14 protein-coding genes and 2 pseudogenes are annotated in these 19436 nt (G+C 61.5%); 12 read left to right on the top strand and 4 right to left on the bottom strand.

Annotation, left to right across the window (positions count from 1 at the left end; all coding sequences use genetic code 11):
• Positions 1 to 104: 104 nt before the first annotated feature.
• Entirely contained in the window at positions 105 to 1070 is a 966-nt protein-coding gene (locus PSOLE_RS03165) for a 2-hydroxyacid dehydrogenase (protein WP_021489369.1), read from the bottom strand.
• Between the two features lie 79 nt (positions 1071 to 1149).
• Between PSOLE_RS03165 and PSOLE_RS03160 the strand changes: the two genes are divergently transcribed.
• Positions 1150 to 1779 (top strand): LysE family translocator, encoded by a 630-nt coding sequence (locus tag PSOLE_RS03160; RefSeq protein ID WP_021489368.1) that lies wholly within the window; start codon positions 1150 to 1152, stop codon positions 1777 to 1779.
• Between the two features lie 67 nt (positions 1780 to 1846).
• Here PSOLE_RS03160 and PSOLE_RS03155 read toward each other — a convergent pair whose 3' ends face one another.
• The gene (locus PSOLE_RS03155; RefSeq protein ID WP_074855266.1) at positions 1847 to 3022 is read right to left on the bottom strand and encodes a thiolase family protein; all 1176 of its coding nucleotides are present in this window, start codon (positions 3020 to 3022) and stop codon (positions 1847 to 1849) included.
• A 190-nt stretch (positions 3023 to 3212) separates the two neighbouring features.
• Between PSOLE_RS03155 and PSOLE_RS03150 the strand changes: the two genes are divergently transcribed.
• The 5 genes from PSOLE_RS03150 to PSOLE_RS03130 all read left to right on the top strand — a co-directional run bounded on the left by PSOLE_RS03150 (position 3213) and on the right by PSOLE_RS03130 (position 12612).
• Positions 3213 to 4895, top strand: a complete 1683-nt coding sequence (locus PSOLE_RS03150) for a fatty acid--CoA ligase (protein ID WP_074855265.1) — start codon at positions 3213 to 3215, stop codon at positions 4893 to 4895.
• A gap of 217 nt (positions 4896 to 5112) precedes the next feature.
• On the top strand, positions 5113 to 7092 hold the full coding sequence (locus PSOLE_RS03145) for a DUF1302 domain-containing protein (RefSeq protein WP_074855264.1): 1980 nt from the start codon (positions 5113 to 5115) through the stop codon (positions 7090 to 7092).
• Positions 7093 to 7124: 32 nt separating this feature from the next.
• Positions 7125 to 8492, top strand: a complete 1368-nt coding sequence (locus tag PSOLE_RS03140) for a DUF1329 domain-containing protein (protein WP_074855336.1) — start codon at positions 7125 to 7127, stop codon at positions 8490 to 8492.
• A 319-nt stretch (positions 8493 to 8811) separates the two neighbouring features.
• Positions 8812 to 11553, top strand: coding sequence for a LuxR C-terminal-related transcriptional regulator (locus tag PSOLE_RS03135; protein WP_074855263.1), 2742 nt, complete (start codon positions 8812 to 8814; stop codon positions 11551 to 11553).
• Positions 11554 to 11670: 117 nt separating this feature from the next.
• The gene (locus tag PSOLE_RS03130; protein ID WP_074855262.1) at positions 11671 to 12612 is read left to right on the top strand and encodes an alpha/beta fold hydrolase; all 942 of its coding nucleotides are present in this window, start codon (positions 11671 to 11673) and stop codon (positions 12610 to 12612) included.
• 284 nt (positions 12613 to 12896) lie between these two features.
• On the opposite strand, the gene PSOLE_RS03125 is transcribed toward PSOLE_RS03130, so the two are convergent.
• Entirely contained in the window at positions 12897 to 13742 is an 846-nt protein-coding gene (locus PSOLE_RS03125) for a metal-dependent hydrolase (RefSeq protein ID WP_055987002.1), read from the bottom strand.
• Positions 13743 to 13955: 213 nt separating this feature from the next.
• Here PSOLE_RS03125 and PSOLE_RS03120 point away from each other — a divergent pair, with 213 nt between their 5' ends.
• From PSOLE_RS03120 to PSOLE_RS03095, 6 genes and pseudogenes are all read left to right on the top strand, one after another.
• The gene (locus PSOLE_RS03120; protein WP_074855261.1) at positions 13956 to 14978 is read left to right on the top strand and encodes an AraC family transcriptional regulator; all 1023 of its coding nucleotides are present in this window, start codon (positions 13956 to 13958) and stop codon (positions 14976 to 14978) included.
• Positions 14978 to 15625, top strand: a complete 648-nt coding sequence (locus PSOLE_RS03115; RefSeq protein WP_004424486.1) for an MBL fold metallo-hydrolase — start codon at positions 14978 to 14980, stop codon at positions 15623 to 15625. Before PSOLE_RS03120 ends, PSOLE_RS03115 begins: the two co-directional genes overlap by 1 nt.
• Positions 15626 to 15689: 64 nt before the next feature.
• Positions 15690 to 16358 carry an OmpA family protein gene (locus PSOLE_RS03110; protein ID WP_074855260.1) on the top strand — a complete coding sequence of 223 codons (669 nt, stop codon included), beginning with the start codon at positions 15690 to 15692 and terminating at the stop codon, positions 16356 to 16358.
• Between the two features lie 142 nt (positions 16359 to 16500).
• The gene (locus PSOLE_RS03105; RefSeq protein WP_055987010.1) at positions 16501 to 17157 is read left to right on the top strand and encodes an OmpA family protein; all 657 of its coding nucleotides are present in this window, start codon (positions 16501 to 16503) and stop codon (positions 17155 to 17157) included.
• A 204-nt stretch (positions 17158 to 17361) separates the two neighbouring features.
• Positions 17362 to 18006: pseudogene (locus PSOLE_RS25010) on the top strand (CHASE domain-containing protein).
• A pseudogene (locus PSOLE_RS03095) lies at positions 17984 to 18513 on the top strand (EAL domain-containing protein); the annotation flags it as partial. The pseudogenes PSOLE_RS25010 and PSOLE_RS03095, both read left to right, overlap by 23 nt.
• A 15-nt stretch (positions 18514 to 18528) precedes the next feature.
• Here the strand turns inward: PSOLE_RS03095 and PSOLE_RS03090 are convergent.
• Entirely contained in the window at positions 18529 to 19425 is an 897-nt protein-coding gene (locus PSOLE_RS03090; RefSeq protein WP_074855258.1) for an acyltransferase, read from the bottom strand.
• Between the last annotated feature and the right edge of the window lie 11 nt (positions 19426 to 19436).

Here is a 19436-nt window from a genome sequence, read left to right as displayed (position 1 = left end):
AATCTGTTTACGGCGCGTGGTGTAGGAGCGAGCTCTGCTCGCGAAGATTTTGCTGTTGACCGTGTTCGCTCGCGACGCACGCTCCTACAAGAAAGCTGCGCAGCTTACCCGACGACTCGCAGTGGCGCACCGGCGAAGAAACCAGCGGCGTTTTCCACGACCTGGCCAACGATGCGCTGGCGCGCTTCCTGGCTGCCCCAGGCGCTGTGCGGGGTGACGATCAGGCGGGGAATGTCGGCGGCCAGTAGCGGGTTGCCGTCCTTCGGAGGTTCCTGCAGCAGCACGTCGGTTGCGGCGCCGCCCAGATGGCCACGGCGCAGGGCATCGGCCAAGGCCTGTTCGTCGACCAGGCCGCCACGCGCGGTGTTGATCAGGAATGCGCGCGGTTTCATCAGGGCCAGCTCCTCGGCGCCGATCATGTTGCGGGTCTGCTCGTTGAGTGGGCAGTGCAGGGTCAGCGCATCGACTTGCGGCAGCAGTTCGTGCAGCGGCAGGCGATCGGCGCGCGCGGGGCGGCCGGGCAGTTGGCCAAGCAGCACGCGCATGCCGAAGGCTTCGGCCAGGCGTGCAACGGCGCCGCCCAGTTCGCCATGGCCGAGCATGCCCAGAGTCTTGCCTTCGAGTTCGACGATGGGGTGATCGAGCAGGCAGAACTGACTGGCTTGTTGCCAACGACCGGCAGCGATGTCGCGCTGGTAGTCGGGCAGGCGCGTGGCCAGGGCCAGCAGCAACATCAGGGTGTGCTGTGCCACGGACGGGGTGCCGTAGCCCTGGCAGTTGCACACGGTCACGCCATGGGCACTGGCGGCTTTCAGGTCGATGTTGTTGGTGCCGGTAGCGGTTACCAGAACCAGTTTCAACTCTGGGCAGGCAGCGAAGGTGGCGGCGTCCAGCGGCACCTTGTTGCTGATGGCGACCTGGGCACCTTGCAGGCGTTCGGCGACCTGATCCGGACGCGTGTGCGCGTGCAGGGTCAGCTCGGCGAAGGCCTGATGCAGCGGTTGCATGTCGAGGTCGCCAAGGTCGAGGGAGGCGTGGTCGAGGAAGACGGCGCGTGGGCTGTTGCTCATCAGCTGTACCTTTTCGCAGGAGGGTCGCAAGAGTAGATTGGCGAGCCTACCAGACCTTCAGCGTCGATGCGGAGCCACCATGTACTGGACTGAATTTCTCACCGTTGCCCTGATTCACCTGCTGGCGGTGGCCAGCCCCGGGCCTGATTTCGCCATCGTTGTGCGCGAGAGCGTCGGCTACGGTCGCCGCGCGGGACTGTTCACCGCCTTCGGAGTGGGCACCGGGATTCTGGTCCACGTCACTTATTCGTTGCTCGGTATCGGCCTGATCGTGTCGCAGTCGATCGTCCTGTTCAACGCGCTGAAATGGCTGGCGGCAGCCTACCTGCTGTATATCGGCATCAAGGCGCTGCGCGCGCGTCCTGCCGACCCGGCCAGTGCCGAGCTGAATCTGGCAGCCGGCGAGCGCAGCGGTCGTGGCGCCTTCGTCACGGGGTTCATCACCAATGGCTTGAATCCCAAGGCGACGCTGTTCTTCCTGTCGCTGTTCACCGTGGTGATCAACCCGCATACGCCAGTGGCGGTGCAGGCCGGTTACGGCCTTTATCTGGCGCTGGCCACCGCGTTCTGGTTCTGCCTGGTGGCCTGGCTGTTCAGCCAGCAGCGCGTGCGCGCCGGCTTTGCCCGCATGGGGCACTGGTTCGATCGGCTGATGGGCGCAGTGTTGGTCGGGATCGGTGTGAAGCTGGCGCTGAGCGAGATGCGCTAGCTGGTCGTCCTCAACGCCTGCTAAACGAGAGCCCCGCAGTTGCGGGGCTCTTTGGTGATGGGCTGGTTTACAGCAGTTCGATGGCGACTGCTGTGGCTTCGCCGCCGCCGATACACAGCGAGGCGACGCCGCGTTTGCCGCCTTTCTTCTGCAGGGCGTTGATCAGGGTGAGGATGATCCGCGAGCCGGTGGAGCCGACCGGATGGCCCTGGGCGCAAGCACCGCCGAAGACGTTGACCTTGGCGTGATCCAGGCCGTGCTCGCGCATGGCGAGCATGGTCACCATGGCGAAGGCTTCGTTGATCTCGAACAGATCGATCTCATCCTTGCTCCAGCCGGTCTTCTTCAGCAGGTTGCCCATGGCGCCGATGGGGGCCAGGGTGAACTCGCTCGGGTCCTGACTCTGGGTCGCATGGGCAACCACCTTGGCCAGCGGCTTGAGACCGCGCTTGGCGGCTTCATCAGCAGTCATCAATAGTAGTGCGCTGGCGCCGTCGGAAATAGAACTGGCGTTGGCGGCGGTGATGGTGCCGTCCTTCTTGAAGGCGGGTTTGAGCGCAGGAATCTTGTCCAGGTTGGCCGTCAGCGGCTGTTCATCATCCTTGACCACCACTTCACCCTTGCGCGAGGTGACGGTGACCGGAACGATCTCCGCGTCCAGCGAGCCGTCCTTGATCGCCGCTTGCGCGCGGCGCAGCGATTCGATGGCATAGGCGTCCATTTCCTCGCGGCTGATGCCGTACTGGTCGGCCGTTTCCTGGGCGAAGGAGCCCATCAGGCGGCCAGTGCGCGCGTCTTCCAGGCCGTCGAGGAACATGTGGTCCTTGATCTCGCCATGGCCCATGCGCAGGCCGGTGCGGGCCTTTTCCAGCACATAGGGCGCGTTGGACATGCTTTCCATGCCGCCAGCGATCATTACCTGGTTGCTGCCGGCCTTCAGCGAGTCGAAGGCCATCATCACCGCCTTCATGCCCGAGCCGCACAGCTTGTTGATGGTGGTGCAACCGGTGGCAGAGGGCAGTCCGGCATTGAGCGACGCCTGGCGGGCCGGGCCTTGTTTGAGGCCGGCGGGCAGCACGCAGCCCATGATCACTTCCTGCACGTCGGCTGGCTCGATACCGGCACGCTTGACTGCCTCGCGAATGGCAGCAGCGCCCAGCTCGACAGCTGGCACGCTGGCCAGGCTGCCTTGAAAACCGCCCATGGGAGTACGGGCGCCGCTGACGATGACGATATCGGACATGGTGTTACCTCGAACGAAAGTATGGGGCGATGAAGCCTGTTTCAGGACTGACTAGCTGGATTGATTCTAACCTGTGACCAAAAATGGCCATAGGGTCACATGGCAAATCATTCTTTGGGCTGATTTAGCTGTGCATGAGCCGCTCTAGAGTCGTTGCATACCTATTCCTCGCGTGCCTCAAGGTGACTTCATGCTGCAGACTCGACTTATCCCTCCCGCCAACAACGCCCACGCCTATCCGCTGCTGATCAAGCGCCTGCTGCTCTCCGGTAGTCGTTACGAGAAGACCCGTGAAATCGTTTATCGCGACAAGCTGCGTTACAGCTACGCCACCTTCACCGAGCGTGTCGCGCGCCTGGCCAACGTGCTTAGCCAGGCGGGGGTCAAGGCCGGTGATACCGTGGCTGTCATGGACTGGGACAGCCACCGCTATCTGGAGTGCATGTTCGCCATTCCCATGCTCGGCGCGGTGCTGCACACCATCAACATCCGCCTGTCGCCGGATCAGATTCTCTACACCATGAACCATGCCGAAGACCGTTTCGTGCTGGTCAACAGTGAGTTCGTGCCGCTGTACAACGGTATTGCCGGTCAACTGACCACGGTGGAGAAAACCCTGCTGCTGACCGATGGCGAAGACAAGAACGCCGACCTGCCGAACCTCGTTGGCGAGTACGAGAGCCTGCTGGCTGCGGCCAGCCCGCACTATGACTTCGCCGATTTCGATGAGAACTCGGTGGCTACGACCTTCTATACCACTGGCACCACTGGTAACCCCAAGGGCGTGTACTTCACTCATCGGCAACTGGTGCTGCACACCATGTCCATGGCGACCACCATGGGCGGCCTGGACAGCATCCGCCTGATGGGCAACGACGATGTCTACATGCCGATCACGCCGATGTTCCACGTGCATGCCTGGGGCGTGCCGTACGTGGCCACCATGCTCGGGGTCAAGCAGGTATATCCCGGCCGCTACGAGCCGGACATGCTTTGCCGCCTGATCAAGGAAGAAAAGGTCACCTTCTCCCACTGCGTGCCGACCATTCTGCAGATGCTGCTGAGCGCGCCAGGTGCGCAGGGCCATGATTTCGGCGGCATGAAGATGATCATCGGTGGTAGCGCGCTCAATCGCTCCCTCTACGAGGCGGCCAAGGCGCGCGGCATCCAGCTGACAGCGGCCTATGGCATGTCCGAGACCTGCCCGCTGATTTCCTGCGCTTACCTCAATGAAGAGCTGCGCGCCGGTAGCGAGGACGAGCGCACCACCTATCGAATCAAGGCTGGTATTCCGGTGCCGCTGGTGGAAGCCGCAATCATGGATGCCGACGGCAAATTGCTGCCGAGCGACGGTGAGTCCCAGGGCGAGCTGGTGCTGCGCGCGCCCTGGCTGACCCAGGGCTATTTCCGTGAGCCTGAGAAGGGCGAGGAGCTTTGGGCACATGGTTGGCTGCACACCGGTGATGTGGCGACCATCGACGGTATGGGTTTCATCGAAATCCGCGACCGAATCAAGGATGTGATCAAGACTGGCGGTGAGTGGATTTCCTCGCTGGAGCTGGAGGACCTGATCAGTCGTCACCCGGCGGTACGTGAAGTGGCGGTGGTGGGCGTGCCCGATCCGCAGTGGGGTGAACGGCCATTCGCCTTGGTGGTGTTGCGTGACGCGCAGAGTTTGGATGCCAAGGGGCTAAAGGAGCACCTCAAGCCTTTCGTCGAGCAAGGTCACATCAACAAGTGGGCGATTCCCACGCAAATCGCGCTTGTTACCGAAATTCCCAAGACCAGCGTCGGCAAACTGGACAAGAAGCGCATTCGCGTCGAAATCGCCCAGTGGCAGGAGGCGGGTAGCACGTTCCTGTCCACGCTGTGAGGTGCGAATTGACTGGGCGGTGAAAGTGACCGCTCAGTCAAACAAGCGTTTGGCTTGCTAATTGCTGTTTCCCGTCCATGCTTGGCTAGGGGCAGGGCCTGAAACCTGCGAGCCAGAGAGCCAGGGGGCTGCAAATCACACTTTCGAGGGATCAAGCAGTACCACCCGCTGGCTATAGTCAAAGCATCCATAACAAAAAACACATGGAGTAGCGTCGATGACAACAAAAACAAAACCCTACTGGCGCCTGGCAAAACTGCCGCTGGCCGTCAGCCTCGCTTCCACCCTTGCCGCTCCGGCATTCGGCGTCACTTTCAATATCGGTGAGATCGAAGGGCAGTTCGACTCGTCGCTGTCGGTGGGGGCCAGTTGGTCGACTGCCGAACGGGATAAGCGTTTCATTGGTGAGGCCAATGGCGGCACGGGCTACACCCAGACCGGCGACGATGGCCGGCTGAACTTCAAACGTGGTGAAACTTTCTCCAAGATTTTCAAGGGTATCCATGACCTTGAGCTGAAGTACGGTGACACTGGCGTATTCGTACGCGGCAAGTATTGGTATGACTTCGAACTGAAAGACGAAGGTCGTCCATTCAAGGATATCGAGGACAAGGGGCGTAAACAGGGAGCCAAGTCCTCTGGCTACGAGTGGCTCGACACCTTTGTCTATCACAACTACAGCATTGGCGATCAGCCTGGTTCGGTACGCCTGGGCAAGCAGGTGGTCAGCTGGGGTGAGAGTACCTTTATCCAGAACAGTATCAACTCGATCAACCCGGTCGATGCCGCCGCCTTCCGCCGTCCTGGCGCCGAAGTCAAGGAAGGCCTGATCCCAGTCAATATGTTCTATGTGGCACAGAGCATCACAGATCAGCTGTCTATGGAGACCTTCTATCAGCTGAGCTGGAAACAGACGGTTGTCGATAACTGCGGCACCTTCTTCTCCACGGCCGATGTGGTTGCCAACGGCTGCAACGACAATTACAACATTCTCAACAGTCAACTGGTTGGCTTGCTGGAGGGGGTTGATGCGTTGAATGCTTCTGCATTGGGAGGAGCCATGGCTCCCACCAGCACTGCGGATGCCGGTTTGGCTTATACCCAGGAAGGCATGCTGGTTCGTCGTGGTAAGGACAACACGGCCCGCGATGACGGGCAGTGGGGCCTGGCTCTGCGCTGGCAGGGCGACAATACCGAGTATGGTGCCTACTTCATGAACTACCACAGCCGCACGCCCTTCCTGAGCGTGAAGAATGCCGATGCAGCGGCGCTGGCGAATATCGTGGGTGCCTGGCAGGGCATCTATAACACCCTGGGTGCGAGTATGGCCGGTGGTGGGCTCAACTGGTTCAACTCGGGAAATTACTGGGGGGCCGGTGGCGACGGTAACCCGAACCTGGGAGCAGGAGCTGGCGCTGGCTACAACCCCACATTGGGCGCTCAATCCCAACTCTTGGCGGCTGCAGCGGTGGCGGTCGGCAACGGTAGCTACTTCATGGATTATCCGGAGGACATCAGGCTCTATGGTCTGAGCTTCTCCACTACTCTGCCTACCGGCACCGCCTGGCAGGGCGAGATCAGCTATCGGCCGAATGCCCCGGTTCAGCTCAACACCCAGCAGATGACCCTGGCTCCGGCCCAGGCCGCGACTGGGGCGTCGGCTCCGGGCGCTATCCAGAAAGGCTACAACCGTAAGGAAATCACCCAGATCCAGACCACCTTTACCCACTTCATCGATCAGGTGCTGGGGGCCAGCCGTCTGACTCTGGTGGGTGAGGTCGGCTTCACCCATGTCGGTGGATTGGAAAGCAAGAGCAAGAATCGCTACGGCCGCGATCCGATCTATGGCATCACCGGCAGCGCTGTGGACCCCAATGAAACCTCGATGGCTCGCTATGGGGATCACGGTTATGTCACCGCCAATTCCTGGGGCTATCGTGCACGGGCGATGCTCGACTACTCCAACGCTTTCCTCGGGGCCAACCTGCGTCCCAGCGTAGCGTTTTCCCATGATGTCGACGGCTATGGCCCCAACGGCCTGTTCAACGAAGGCGCCAAGGCCGTCAGCCTGGGCCTGGATGCCGACTACCAGAACACCTATACCGCCAGCCTGTCCTACACCAACTTCTTTGATGGTCGTTACAACACGTTGGTCGACCGCGACTTCGTCGCTCTCAGCTTCGGCGTGAATTTCTAAGCGGCCAGGAATTTCGAGGAATTATGATGCAAATGAAAACAACAAAAAAACTGTGGCAAAGCGGTGTCCTGACCCTGTCTCTGCTGGCGACCAGCGTGATGGCGGCAGTGTCGCCTGACGAGGCTGCGAAGCTGGGCAACACCCTGACTCCGGTAGGCGCCGAGATGGCAGGCAATGCCGATGGCTCGATCCCGGCCTGGACTGGCGGCCTGCCGGCCAACGCCGGTGCGGTCGATCCGCGTGGCTTTTTGGCCGATCCGTTCGCCAACGAGCAGCCGCTGTTCACCATCACCGCGCAGAACGTCGACCAATACAAGGACAAGCTGACCCCTGGCCAGTTGGCCATGTTCAAGCGCTACCCGGAAAGCTACAGGATGCCGGTCTATCCGACTCACCGTTCGGCCAGCCTGCCGGCCGCAGTGCTCGAGGCGACCAAGCAGAACGCGGTTAACACCAAAATGGTGCAGGGTGGTAACGGCCTGGAGAACTTCCAGACCGCCAACCCCTTCCCGATCCCACAGAATGGTCTGGAGGTCATCTGGAACCACATTACCCGCTACCGTGGCGGCAGCGTGCGTCGACTGGTGACCCAGGCCACTCCCCAGGCCAACGGTTCGTTCTCGCTGGTCTACTTCCAGGAAGAGTTCGTCTTTCGCGATGCGTTGACTGATTACGACTCGAGCAAGTCCAGCAACGTGCTGTTCTACTTCAAACAGCGGGTGACTGCGCCTTCGCGTCTGGCTGGTAACGTACTGTTGGTACACGAGACGCTCGATCAGGTGAAAGAGCCGCGTCTGGCGTGGCTGTACAACGCCGGTCAACGTCGCGTGCGCCGTGCGCCGCAGGTGTCCTACGATGGCCCGGGCACCGCAGCTGACGGCCTGCGTACCTCGGACAACCTCGACATGTACAACGGTGCGCCGGATCGTTACGACTGGAAACTGGAAGGCAAGAAGGAGATCTATATCCCCTACAACGCCTACAAGCTCGATTCGCCCAGCCTGAAGTACTCCGAAATCGTCAAGGCTGGCCACATCAACCAGGATCTGACCCGTTACGAGCTACACCGTGTATGGCACGTGACCGCGACCCTGAAATCGGGCGAGCGTCACATCTACGCCAAGCGTGACTTCTACATCGATGAGGACACCTGGCAAGCCGCTCTGATCGACCACTACGACGGTCGTGGCACCCTGTGGCGCGTAGCTGAGGCCCATGCCCAGTACTACTACGACAAGCAAGTGCCGTGGTACACCGTGGAAACCCTGTACGACCTGCTGTCCGGTCGCTACCTGGCCCTGGGTATGAAGAACGAGGAGAAACAAGCCTACGACTTCAACTACAAGGCCTCTGGCAGCGACTACACCCCGGCGGCGCTGCGCCAGGCGGGCGTGCGCTAAAACCTGCCTCAGGCAACACGATGAAGCCGGCCTTGCGCCTAATGCCAGTCAGTTAAGCCGTTGCACTCGATCTTTGTAGGAGCCGGCTTGCCGGCGATCCGCCATAAAAAGCATCGCCAGCAAGCTGGCTCCTACGAAAAGCGCCCCCTCTACTGCAAGTAGGAGGGGGTGGTGACGAACTTATCTGATCAGCATTAGGCCTTGCGCCGGCTTTTTCGTTACGGACTGTAGCGGGCGCTTCAAATGGCCATTGCAAGTCGCTAGGCTGGGTCCAGATCGAGCCCGCCGATGCACATAGAAGACTTCCAAGAATAGGCCGATGACAGATCTCTCCCGCTCGCCAGGTTTTCCCTGCGCGCCGGCCACGCCGGTGGAAGCGCGTTTTTATCGTCCGCCGCTGCCGGCAGGACATATGCCGCGGCCCAGACTGTGCGAGCGTCTTGAGAAGGGTCTGCAAGGGCGATTGCTGCTGGTCAGTGCGCCAGCAGGCTTTGGCAAAAGCTCGCTGGCCATCGAGTTCTGCGAACGACTACCCGATCACTGGCACAGCCTCTGGCTCGGGCTGAGCGAGCGCGATCATGATCCGGGGCGCTTTCTCGAGCGTCTCCTGAACGGGCTGCAGCAGCTCTACCCTGGCCTCGGCGAGGAAGCGCTCGGGCTGCTGAAGATGCGCCAGCGCCACCAACCCTTCGCATTCGAGCAGTGGCTTGACGGTTTACTCGATGAGCTGACCCAGCAACTCGATGATGGTCAACCGCTGTTGCTGGTGCTGGACGACTACCATCTGGCGCAGGGGCCGGTGCTGGATCGTTGTCTGCAATTCTTCCTCAACCATTTACCTCCTGGTGTGCTGCTGTTGGTCACCAGCCGTCAGCGGCCTGACTGGCACCTGGCGCGCCTGCGTCTGTCGCGACAGTTGCTGGAGCTCAACGAGCAGGATCTGCGTCTGACGGCTGCCGAGCTCGACGCGCTGTTGGCAAGTCAGGGCGCGCGCCTCGAGCAGCAGCAGGTCAGCGGGATTCTGCAGCGCAGCGAGGGATGGATCGCTGGTTTACGCCTCTGGCTGTTGGCTGTCGAGGAACTGGCGGAAGTTGGCGAGGTGCTTCAACTGCACGGCGGTGAAGGGCTGATCCGTGAATACCTGCTCGAGGAAGTCATCGAGCGGCAGCCCGCCGAGGTGCAACAGTTCCTTTATGAAACCGCCTGCATGGAGCGCTTCTGCGCTGAGCTGTGCGATGCGGTTCGTGACAGCCATGACAGCGCCGCGATCATCCGTCATCTGCAGGCCAATCAGGTGTTTCTGGTGCCGCTCGACGAGCAGGGGCACTGGTTTCGCTATCACCACCTGTTCTCCGACTTGCTCAATGCGCGCTCTGCCGATGGATTGAGTCGTTCGCACGGTAGCGCCCACCTGCGTGCCTGTCGCTGGTTCGCTGCGCAAGGCATGCTGGATGCCGCCATCGAGCAGGCACTGCTGGCGGGGCAGGCCGACGTGGCCGCCAGCCTGGTGCAGAACCTGTCCGAGGAGCAGATGCTGGCGGAACAGAACATCGCCATGCTGCTGCGCTGGAAAACCAATCTGCCGGACGATTTGCTGGCCAGCACACCGCGGCTGATCATGCTCTATGGTTGGGCGCTGGCATTGGCCTGTCGGCTGGATGCCGCACAAGAGCTGCTTGATCAGTTGGCGCGCTTCCTGCCGGCTGCCGAGCCTGCCGCCCAGCGCAGCCTGCTGGCGCAGTGGCAGGCGCTCGATGGGGTCATCGCCCGTGGCCGCGGCGATGGTGCGCGTGCCGAGCTGCAATGCAGCGAGGCCTTGGCCGGTTTACCGGCGGAGCGTTATGGCCCGCACTTCATGTGCCTGTCGGCGTTGTCCAACCTGGCCATGGTGCGTGGCGATCTGTGGCGTGCGCGTGGGCTGAACCGCGACGCCCTGGAGCTGGCGCAGCGTATTGACAACCCTCTGCTCGAGGCGCTTGCCCACTACGAGCGCGCCCGCGTGCTGCAGGCCCGTGGTGAGGTGCTGCGCGCGCAGGAGGAGGTGCACCAGGGATTGCTGCTGGTGCAGCGTTTGCCGGCACAGCGTAGTTACTCGGTGCGGGCGCGGTTGACGATTTATGAGGGCTATCTGCTCAGTCTGCGTCTGCAGCCTCAGGCCGTGGAGCGCTTACGAGTGGGGATTGCCGAAGCCAGGGCTTGCCGCGACGTCGGTGCGTTGATTGGCTATTGTGTGCTGGCCAGCCTGGAAGGGCGTGATGGACGGCCAGCCGAGGCGTTTGCTCTGCTGGGTGAGGCCGAACGCTTGATGCATGTCTGGGATGTGCCGGCGATCTATTACCTGGCGATGATCACGCTGATCAAGTGTGAGCTGTGGCTGCGGCAAGGGCAGGTGGAGTTGGCTGCCGCCTGGCTGCCTCAGTTGGCGGAAACCTATGGTGATCAGGGGGGAGCACTGGCGCCGGAGTTTCACCCGCAGCTGGCGTTGCATATCGATCTGCAGCAGGCGGCTCTGGAGCGCTTACAGGGCGAGCTGGAGCATGCGGAGCGCCGTCTGCGTGCGTTGCAGCAGCGTGCACAGGGGCTGGGTGGTCATTTGGTCGGTCTGGCGGCGCAGGCGCAGCTCGCCCAGTTACTGAAGCAGACCGGGCGAGAGCGGGAGGCGCAGCAGCAGCTCGACAGTTGCCTGGATCTCGCTCAGGGCGGTGCGCTGCTGCCTTTCATCGAGCTGTTGCAGCATCAGCCGCGCTGGCTGCGCGAGCGTCTGCAGTTGCGTCCGCCGTGTCCGCTGCGCGACGCGCTGCTCGCGCAGTTGCCAGGCAGCGGGGATTCGGACGAGGAGGTGGTCGTAGAGGCGGGCGGCCTGACGGAAAAACTCAGTGGCCGCGAGTTGGCCGTGCTGCAGTTGATCGCGCGTGGCTGTTCCAATCAGGAGATCAGCGAGCGTCTGTTCATCTCCTTGCACACGGTCAAGACCCACGCCCGTCACATCAACAGCAAACTTGGCGTCGAGCGGCGTACTCAGGCGGTGGCGCGGGCCAAGGGGCTCGGTCTACTGCGCTGATCTGGGCGTTGCAGCAGCCGATCAAGACGGTGCTTGGCTCAACCTAGGTTGGGCGGTGTTTGGCGCCTACTCATGCTCTGATCGCGGATACCTACTGCAAGTGTCGAGGTATCGCGCATGTCTGCCAATAGACTGTCTCTGCAACCGCCGTTGGCTGCAGGCTTCGCCCGTCTGGGCTTCGGGCCTCTGCCGCTGGAGCGCCTGAAATCGCGTTATGGCAATGCTGCTCAGGGTTCTCGCTATGTCGAGATTGACGGCTTCAATGTCCATTACCGTGACGAAGGCAGCCGTGACAAACCGGCGTTGCTACTGATCCACGGCGTGGTCGCTTCGCTGCACACCTGGGACGGGTGGGTGCAGGCTTTCGCCCCGCATTACCGCATCATCCGCTTCGACGTTCCGGGGTTCGGCCTCACCGGTCCGGCGCGCGACGGCGTCTATTCGGTCGAGCGAATGATGCACGTGCTTGGCCAACTGCTCGATTACCTGCAGGTGGGCAAGGCGGATATCGCCGGCAACTCCCTTGGTGGCTATATCGCCTGGAACTTCGCCCTGGCGCAGCCGCAGCGCGTCGGCAAGCTGGTGCTGATCGACCCGGCCGGTTATCCCATGCACAAGGTGCCGTGGATGATCGCTGCGGCCGCGCTGCCCGGTGCGACTGTCGCCATGCCGATGTGGATGCCGCGCGCCTTGATCGCCCAGGGCATCAAGGAGGTCTACGGCGAGCCGGGGCGAATCAAGCGAGGTGTGGTCGAGCGCTACTACGATCTGTCGCGACGCCCGGGTAACCGCCGCGGCATGATGGAGATCTTCCGCGTGCTGCTGAAGGTCAACAAGGAGGAGCTGCACACGACGCCAGAGCGGGTTGCGCTGATCAAGGCGCCAACCCTGCTCATGTGGGGCGATCGCGATCGCTGGATCTCACCCAAACATGTGCCGCATTGGCAGCGCGATCTGCCAGGTGTTCAGGTCAGGGTCTATCCGGGTGTCGGGCATATCCCCATGGAAGAAATTCCCGAACAGAGCGCGGCCGATGCAATGAGATTTCTGCTGGGTTGAGTGGGCCCTGGAAAGGCCCAGAGAAAATCCGGGCCACGAAACAAGCCTGGACAGATTCCGTAATGCTGTTCACTTAAGAAACGGTCGAGCTCGATCAGTCCCCTCGCCCCTCCGGGGAGAGGGTTAGGGAGAGGGGGAAACTGGCAGTTTTGCGGTGTTTTCTGCCCTCTCCCCCAGCCCCTCTCCCATAAATGGGAGAGGGGAGCCAAACGTGTGCAACCTTAAGTGAACAGGATTACGGACAGATTCCGGGCTTGTTTGTATTACGTGGCAGGTGCTGCGTTTCAGGTGGCTCCGGCCTGAATCAGCGGGGTACCATCAAACTCCTCGCGGGTGGCGTGCAACAGATCCAGGTTGTTGTGTTCCCAGGGATGGAAGCCGTCCTTGAAGAAGTCCAGATAAGTGCTGATCAGCGGGCGGAACACGCCCTCCTTGCCCCACATCCAGCGGATGCCGTCACGCCATACGCGCCAGTTCCACAACAGGCCGTCCACTTTGAGCATGTGCGCCAGGCCGCGGGTGGTGTCGAGCACGAAGAAGAAGGTGCCCATGAGCATCGCCCTGCGCAGCAGCTTGCGGCTGCCGCATACCTGGTTGTAAACGTCGAAAGCCACCGCCTTGTGCTCGGTCTCCTCGAGCGCATGCCAACGCCACAGGCGAGCCAAGGCCGGGTGAGCGTCGGCCATGTACGCGTCATTTCTCAGCAAGCCATCTGCCATGATCGCGGTGATGTGTTCCAGCGCCGCGGTCGCGGCCAGCTGGCGTTGTGGTGAGAACTTCTTCTGGGTGTAGCGGATGCGCGTCCGGGCGCGTTTCTCGATGCGCTCGACGTTGTAGCCCAGGTCGCGCAGGCGCTGGCTGTACTCGAGATGCTCACGGCTGTGATGGCCTTCCTGGCCGATGAAGCCGCGAATCTGTTCATTGAGCACCGGGTCGTCGATGCGGTCGCGGAACTGGCGCACCGAATCGATGAAGAATCGCTCACCGTCGGGAAACAACACCGACATGGCATCGAACAAATGGGTCTTGAAGGCGTCGCCACCGTTCCAGTGGCGCGGCAGCGGGTTGGGCAGATCGAAATCCATGTGCCTGGGACGAATCTGCAATCCTTCCGGTGTGGTGCTGGCCATGAGAACTCCATTGCGCTATTTGACTGGTTCCCACTATGGGCGTCATGCACCGCTGGGCACAGGTTCGTAACAGCCAAGGTGACAGCCATATCCGGCCAGTGCGTTTTTCCAGCAGAAAGTTGGGGCAGCAGCAGGGCAGCGAGCATGGATCCGCTGAGCTAAGGTTCGCAATCGGGAAGGTCATTTGCGGCCAGTCGCCAGAACAACGAACTCATGAAACAAACCTTCAACTTCACCGCCGAACTGGTTCCTGTTGCCTACGCCGAGGCATTGCTGGCCCTGGCCGAAGAGCTCGGCCTGGCGCGTGCCGAGCTGTTTGCCGCCGCGCGGGTACGCCCAGAAGTGCTTGGCAGTCCCAATGCCCGACTGTCCTTTATCGACTTTTACCACCTGATTCAGGCTGCGCTGGAGCGGTGCGGCGAACCGGCGCTTGGTCTGGTACTGGGCCAGCGCCTGAACGTCTCCACCCACGGCATACTCGGTTACGCGGTGCTGTCCAGCGCCAATCTGGGCAAGGCGCTGCAGTTCGCCCTGAAATACTATCGCGTGCTTGGTCTGTCCTTCGAGCTGGAACTGGTGGAGCAGGGCGAGGACATTGAATTACGCGCCGTCGAGTCTTTCCCCATGGGGCCGCAATCGCGCTTTACCGCCGAAGGCCTGCTGACCAGCATCCACACAATTGCGCGCTTTCTCCTGGGCGAAGAGCTGCAGGGCTTGGCCGTCGGTTTCGCTCATCCCGCGCCGGAGTATGCCGAGCGCTATGCCGAGGTGTTCGGTGTGGCCGCACAGTTCGAACAGCCCTTTCATTGGCTGCGCTTGCCCCAGCATTACCTGCAACGGTCGATGGCGCTGGCCAACCCGGCCACGGTGCAAATGTGCGAGCAACAGTGCGAAGCGCTGCTGGCCAGACTAGATGTGCAGGACGGCCTACTCACACGGGTGCGACGCCTGTTGTTGACGCGCCCCGGCGACTTCCCCGACCTGGAAAGCGCCGCCAGCGCCCTGCACACCAGCGGCCGCAGCCTGCGCCGGCACGTGACGCAGATGGGTACCAGCTATCAGCAGGTGCTCGACGACGGGCGCAAACGGCTGGCCCTGCAGTACCTGACCGCCACGCATTTGCCGCTGCATGAAATCGCCCAGTTGCTGGGTTTCAGCGATCCGTCCAACTTCCGCCGTGCATTCCGCAAATGGACCGGTAAACTTCCCGGCGATTACCGAAATGAGGTTCCCTGATGAGCTCTGTCGAACGCCCCGCCCTGATCCGCGAAACCTTCCCTGTCGGCCCCTTGCAGTGCAACTGCACCATCATCGGCGACCCGATTACCAAGAAGGCCATCGTGGTCGATCCGGGTGGCAATCCCAATCTGATCATGGCGCGGCTGGAGGCTCATGGCCTCAAGGTGGTGAGCATCATCCACACCCATGCGCACCTCGATCACTTCCTTGCCTCGGGGCAGATGAAGGAGAAGACCGGTGCCACGCTGCACCTGCACAAGGAGGATCAGTTCCTCTGGGACAATCTGGAGATGCAGTGCAGCATGTTCGGCGTGCCTTACACGCCCGTGCCGGCGCCGGACAAATGGCTGGCCGATGACGAGGAGCTGGCCTGTGGCTGCGGCGTGGCCTTGCATACGCCAGGGCACACGCCGGGTTCGATGAGCTTCTGGTTCGAGGGTGCCAAGCTGCTGATCGCCGGTGACACTCTGTTCCGTCGCGGTATCGGCCGTACCGATCTGTGGGGCGGTGATTACGCGACCATCGAGCGTTCGATCAAGCAGCGCCTGTACAGCCTCGACGAGGATGCCACCGTGGTTACCGGCCATGGCCCGGACACTCGCCTGGGCGATGAGATGCGCGAGAACCCCTTTATTCGCGCGTGAGAGGGCACTAATGGCGGCGTGATGACTCAAAGAGCCATCACCCACCGTTCATGGAGACGCCTTCATGTTTCGCCTGCCTGTTATTGCCCTTTGCACCTCTGCGCTGCTGCTTGGCGGTTGCGCCTCGCAGAACCCCTACGATCAGAGCGCACCGAGCTCCAACCGCACCGCCACCTACGGTGGTATCGGTGCGCTGGCCGGCGCGGCTGCCGGTGCGCTGATCAACCATGACAACCGCGGCAAGGGCGCGCTGATCGGCGCGGCCGTGGCCGGTGCCGCAGCGGCAGGTTATGGCTACTACGCCGACAAGCAGGAAGAGGAGCTGCGCCGCAGCATGCAGGGCACCGGCGTCGAGGTGCAGCGCCAAGGCGATGTGATTCAGTTGATCATGCCCGGCAACATCACCTTCGCTACCGACTCGGCGCAGATCGCCAGCAGCTTCTATCAGCCGCTGAACAACCTGGCCAATTCCTTCCGCCAGTACAACCAGAACAGCATCGAGGTTGTCGGGCATACCGACAGCACCGGCTCGTATAGCTACAACATGGAGCTGTCGCAGCGTCGCGCGCAAAGCGTGGCCGACTATCTGTTGGCGCAGGGTGTCGACCCCAGTCGCTTGAGTACCCGTGGTATGGGGCCGGATCAGCCCGTAGCCAGCAACGCCACCGCTGAAGGCCGTGCGCAGAATCGCCGTGTCGAAGTGATACTGCGACCGCTGCCAGGTGTGCAGTAAGGTACGTATCGGGCCGATCTGCTCTGCGTCGCAGTTCTGATAGCCCCAGGCTGATAAGCTAGGGCGGAACTTCACTGCGCCTTGGCGGCTCGAAGATTGTGGCATGTCTGCCCGATACCAGAAGAAATCCTAAGGAAAAGTTATGAAGACCAGGCGTAATCTGATCGCAGCCACTGCGCTCATGGCCTTGCTGGCCGGCTGTACCACCAACCCTTACACCGGCGAGAGCCAGGCCGGCAAAGCCGGCATCTATGGCGGCATCGGCGCCGCGACCGGTGCGGTGATCGGTGCTGCGACTTCTAGCAAAAAGGACCGCACCAAAGGCGCGCTGATCGGTGCTGCCGTCGGTGGCGCCGCCGGTGGTGGTTACGGCTATTACGTCGACACCCAGGAGGCCAAGCTGCGCCAGACCCTGCAGGGCACTGGCGTGCAGGTGCAACGCAACGGCGATGATCTGAAACTGATCATGCCGGGCAATATCACCTTCGCCAGCAACTCGGCGGATATCTCCAGCAGCTTCTACCCGACCCTCAATTCGCTGGTGCTGGTGTTCAAGGAGTTCAACAAGAACGGCGTGAACATCGTCGGTCATACCGATAACACCGGCTCCCTGGAGCTGAACCAGAGCCTGTCGCAGCGTCGTGCGCAAAGCGTGGCCAACTACCTGACCGCCAATGGTGTGCCGGGTCAGCGCATCTCCGCATACGGTGCCGGGCCGAGCCAGCCGATTGCCAGCAACGCCAGCGAAGCGGGGCGCGCGCAAAATCGCCGCGTCGAGATCAACCTGCGTCCGCTCTAAGGCCGCATTGCGTTGAACGAAGCCTCCCTCTGGGAGGCTTTTTCATGTTGATTGACAAGCACTGTTGCTGACGTCTTTCGGCGAGGCGCTAGAGGGCGTTTCCGACAACCTTCGTGACCGCCCGTCGTGTCCTTTGTGGTCAAAGGCCACTCATTCAAAACCTGACTAGAATGCTTGCTGTGGTTCTGTGATGTCCGCGCGCGGATGCCCCGTGTGCGTTGGTTCTGGATGACCGAGGGAGCGCGAATGGACGACAGAGCTGTCGAGTGGACGCCAAGGCCCTGGATACCGCTGCTGGCTGCACTTGGCCTGTTTATCGCGCTGGGTGGGTTGATTTATTGGCAGTGGAATACCCTGCAGGAACGTGAGCGGGAAGATAGTCAGCATCGCTTTGCGCTTGAGGCGCAGGATATTGGTCAGCGAGTGATGGCGCGCATGCAGGCTTATGAAATGGTCCTGCGTGGCGTTTCGGGGCTGATGAACGGGAGTGACCGGGTTTCTCCCATCGAGTGGGAGCGGGCACTGGATCAGCTGCAATTGCAGGATCGTTATCCGGGAATACAGGCCGTCGCCTGGTCGCGCTACCTGAGCCACGCGCAGTTGGACGATTTTCGAGCCGAGCCGAGCTGAAAGCGGATGAGCACCTCGATTATCAGGTGTTTCCCGAGGGGGGAGCGCGAGTACTACTTGCCCATCGATTACGTCAGTCCTCTGGATTGGCGTAACCGGCGCGTACTTGGTTTCGACATGTTCAGCGAGGCGATCCGTCGTCAGGCCATTGAGCGCAGCCTTGAGAGCGGTGATGCCAGCCTGAGTGGGCCGGTGGCGTCACGCCATCGAGAACGATGACTTCGTGCTGGTCTATCAGCCCCAGCTCCATCTCAATAGCGGCCGCCTGCGCGGCTTCGAGGCCTTGCTGCGCTGGCAGCATCGTGTCGTGGGTACCGTTGCGCCGAACGTGTTCATACCGCTGCTCGAAGAAACCCGCCTGATCAATTGCTTGAGCTGGGGGTGAAGATCGCCATCGATGACTTCGGCACCGGTTACTCGTCACTGGCTTATCTGCGTCATTTCGAACTGGACACGCTGAAGATCGGCCGTCTGTTCGTCTCCAACATGCTCGACTCACCGCGTGACGCCGCGGTGGTCAGCACCATCATCGATCTTGGTCGGCATCTGGGGCTGGAGGTCATCGCCGAGGGTGTCGAAACTCAGGCGCAGCGCGAGTGGCTGACGCGGCACCATTGCAACATCATGCAGGGCTTTCTGGTGACGCCGGGTGTGTCGGCCGGCACCGCGATGCAGGTGCCGGCGCAGCTGGATTGGAGCAAGTTGCCCCTGCCACGTGATGAATGAAGCGCCACTGACGCTTCAGGCTTGCTGGTGAAGGCCGGCGAGCTCCGCATCCTTCTCTTCCCACAGGCGATTGACCCACTGCTGGAATGCCAGGCGGTAGTCGTCGTCCTGATCGTAGTTGCGGCCGATGAATTCGCGCGGAATATCGACCTGCTTGAAAATCACCTGCACGGTATCCAGGCGGCCACAGAGCAGGTCCCAGAAGCCCGGCACACCATGTGGGTAGTGAATGGTGACATTGACGATGGCATGCAGCTGTTCACCCATCGCGTCGAGCACGAAGGCGATGCCGCCGGCCTTGGGCTTGAGCAAATGCTTGAACGGCGATTGCTGCTGCGCATGCTTGGCCGGAGTCAGGCGGGTGCCCTCGAGGAAGTTGAATACCGCCACGGGATTGGTCTTGTAACGCGCGCAGGCCTTGCGCGTGGTGGCCAGATCCTGGCCGCGCTTTTCCGGGTACTTGGCCAGGTATTCCTTGCTGAAACGCTTCATGAAGGGAAACTCCAGTGCCCACCAGCACAGGCCGATCACTGGTACCCAGATCAACTCCTGCTTGAGGAAGAATTTCAGCAGCGGCATGCGCTGGTTGAGCAGGTACTGCAGCACCAGGATGTCCACCCAGCTCTGGTGGTTGCTGGTCACCAGATAGGAATGACGCGTATCGAAGTGCTCCAGCCCCTGAACCTTCCACTCGATGTGGCCAACCAGGCGCATCCAGAATTTATTGATACCGATCCAGCTTTCGGCGATGCCGTGCATGACGAAGCGCAGCGCGCGCTGGATCGGCGCGAAGGGCAGCAGCAGTTTGAGCAGGGCGACGAAGAACAGCGGCCAGCACCAGAACAGGGTATTGAGAGCCAGCAGCAGGCTTGCGATCAGGCCGCGCAGCGGCGCGGGAAGAAAGTGCAGCATCGGGCGAACGC

The sequence above is a fragment of the Pseudomonas oleovorans subsp. oleovorans genome (assembly GCF_002197815.1).
In the GTDB taxonomy this organism is placed as follows: Bacteria; Pseudomonadota; Gammaproteobacteria; order Pseudomonadales; family Pseudomonadaceae; genus Aquipseudomonas; species Aquipseudomonas oleovorans.
Note: the sequence above shows the minus strand (reverse complement) of the source record. Positions and strands in the feature narration are given on the sequence as shown.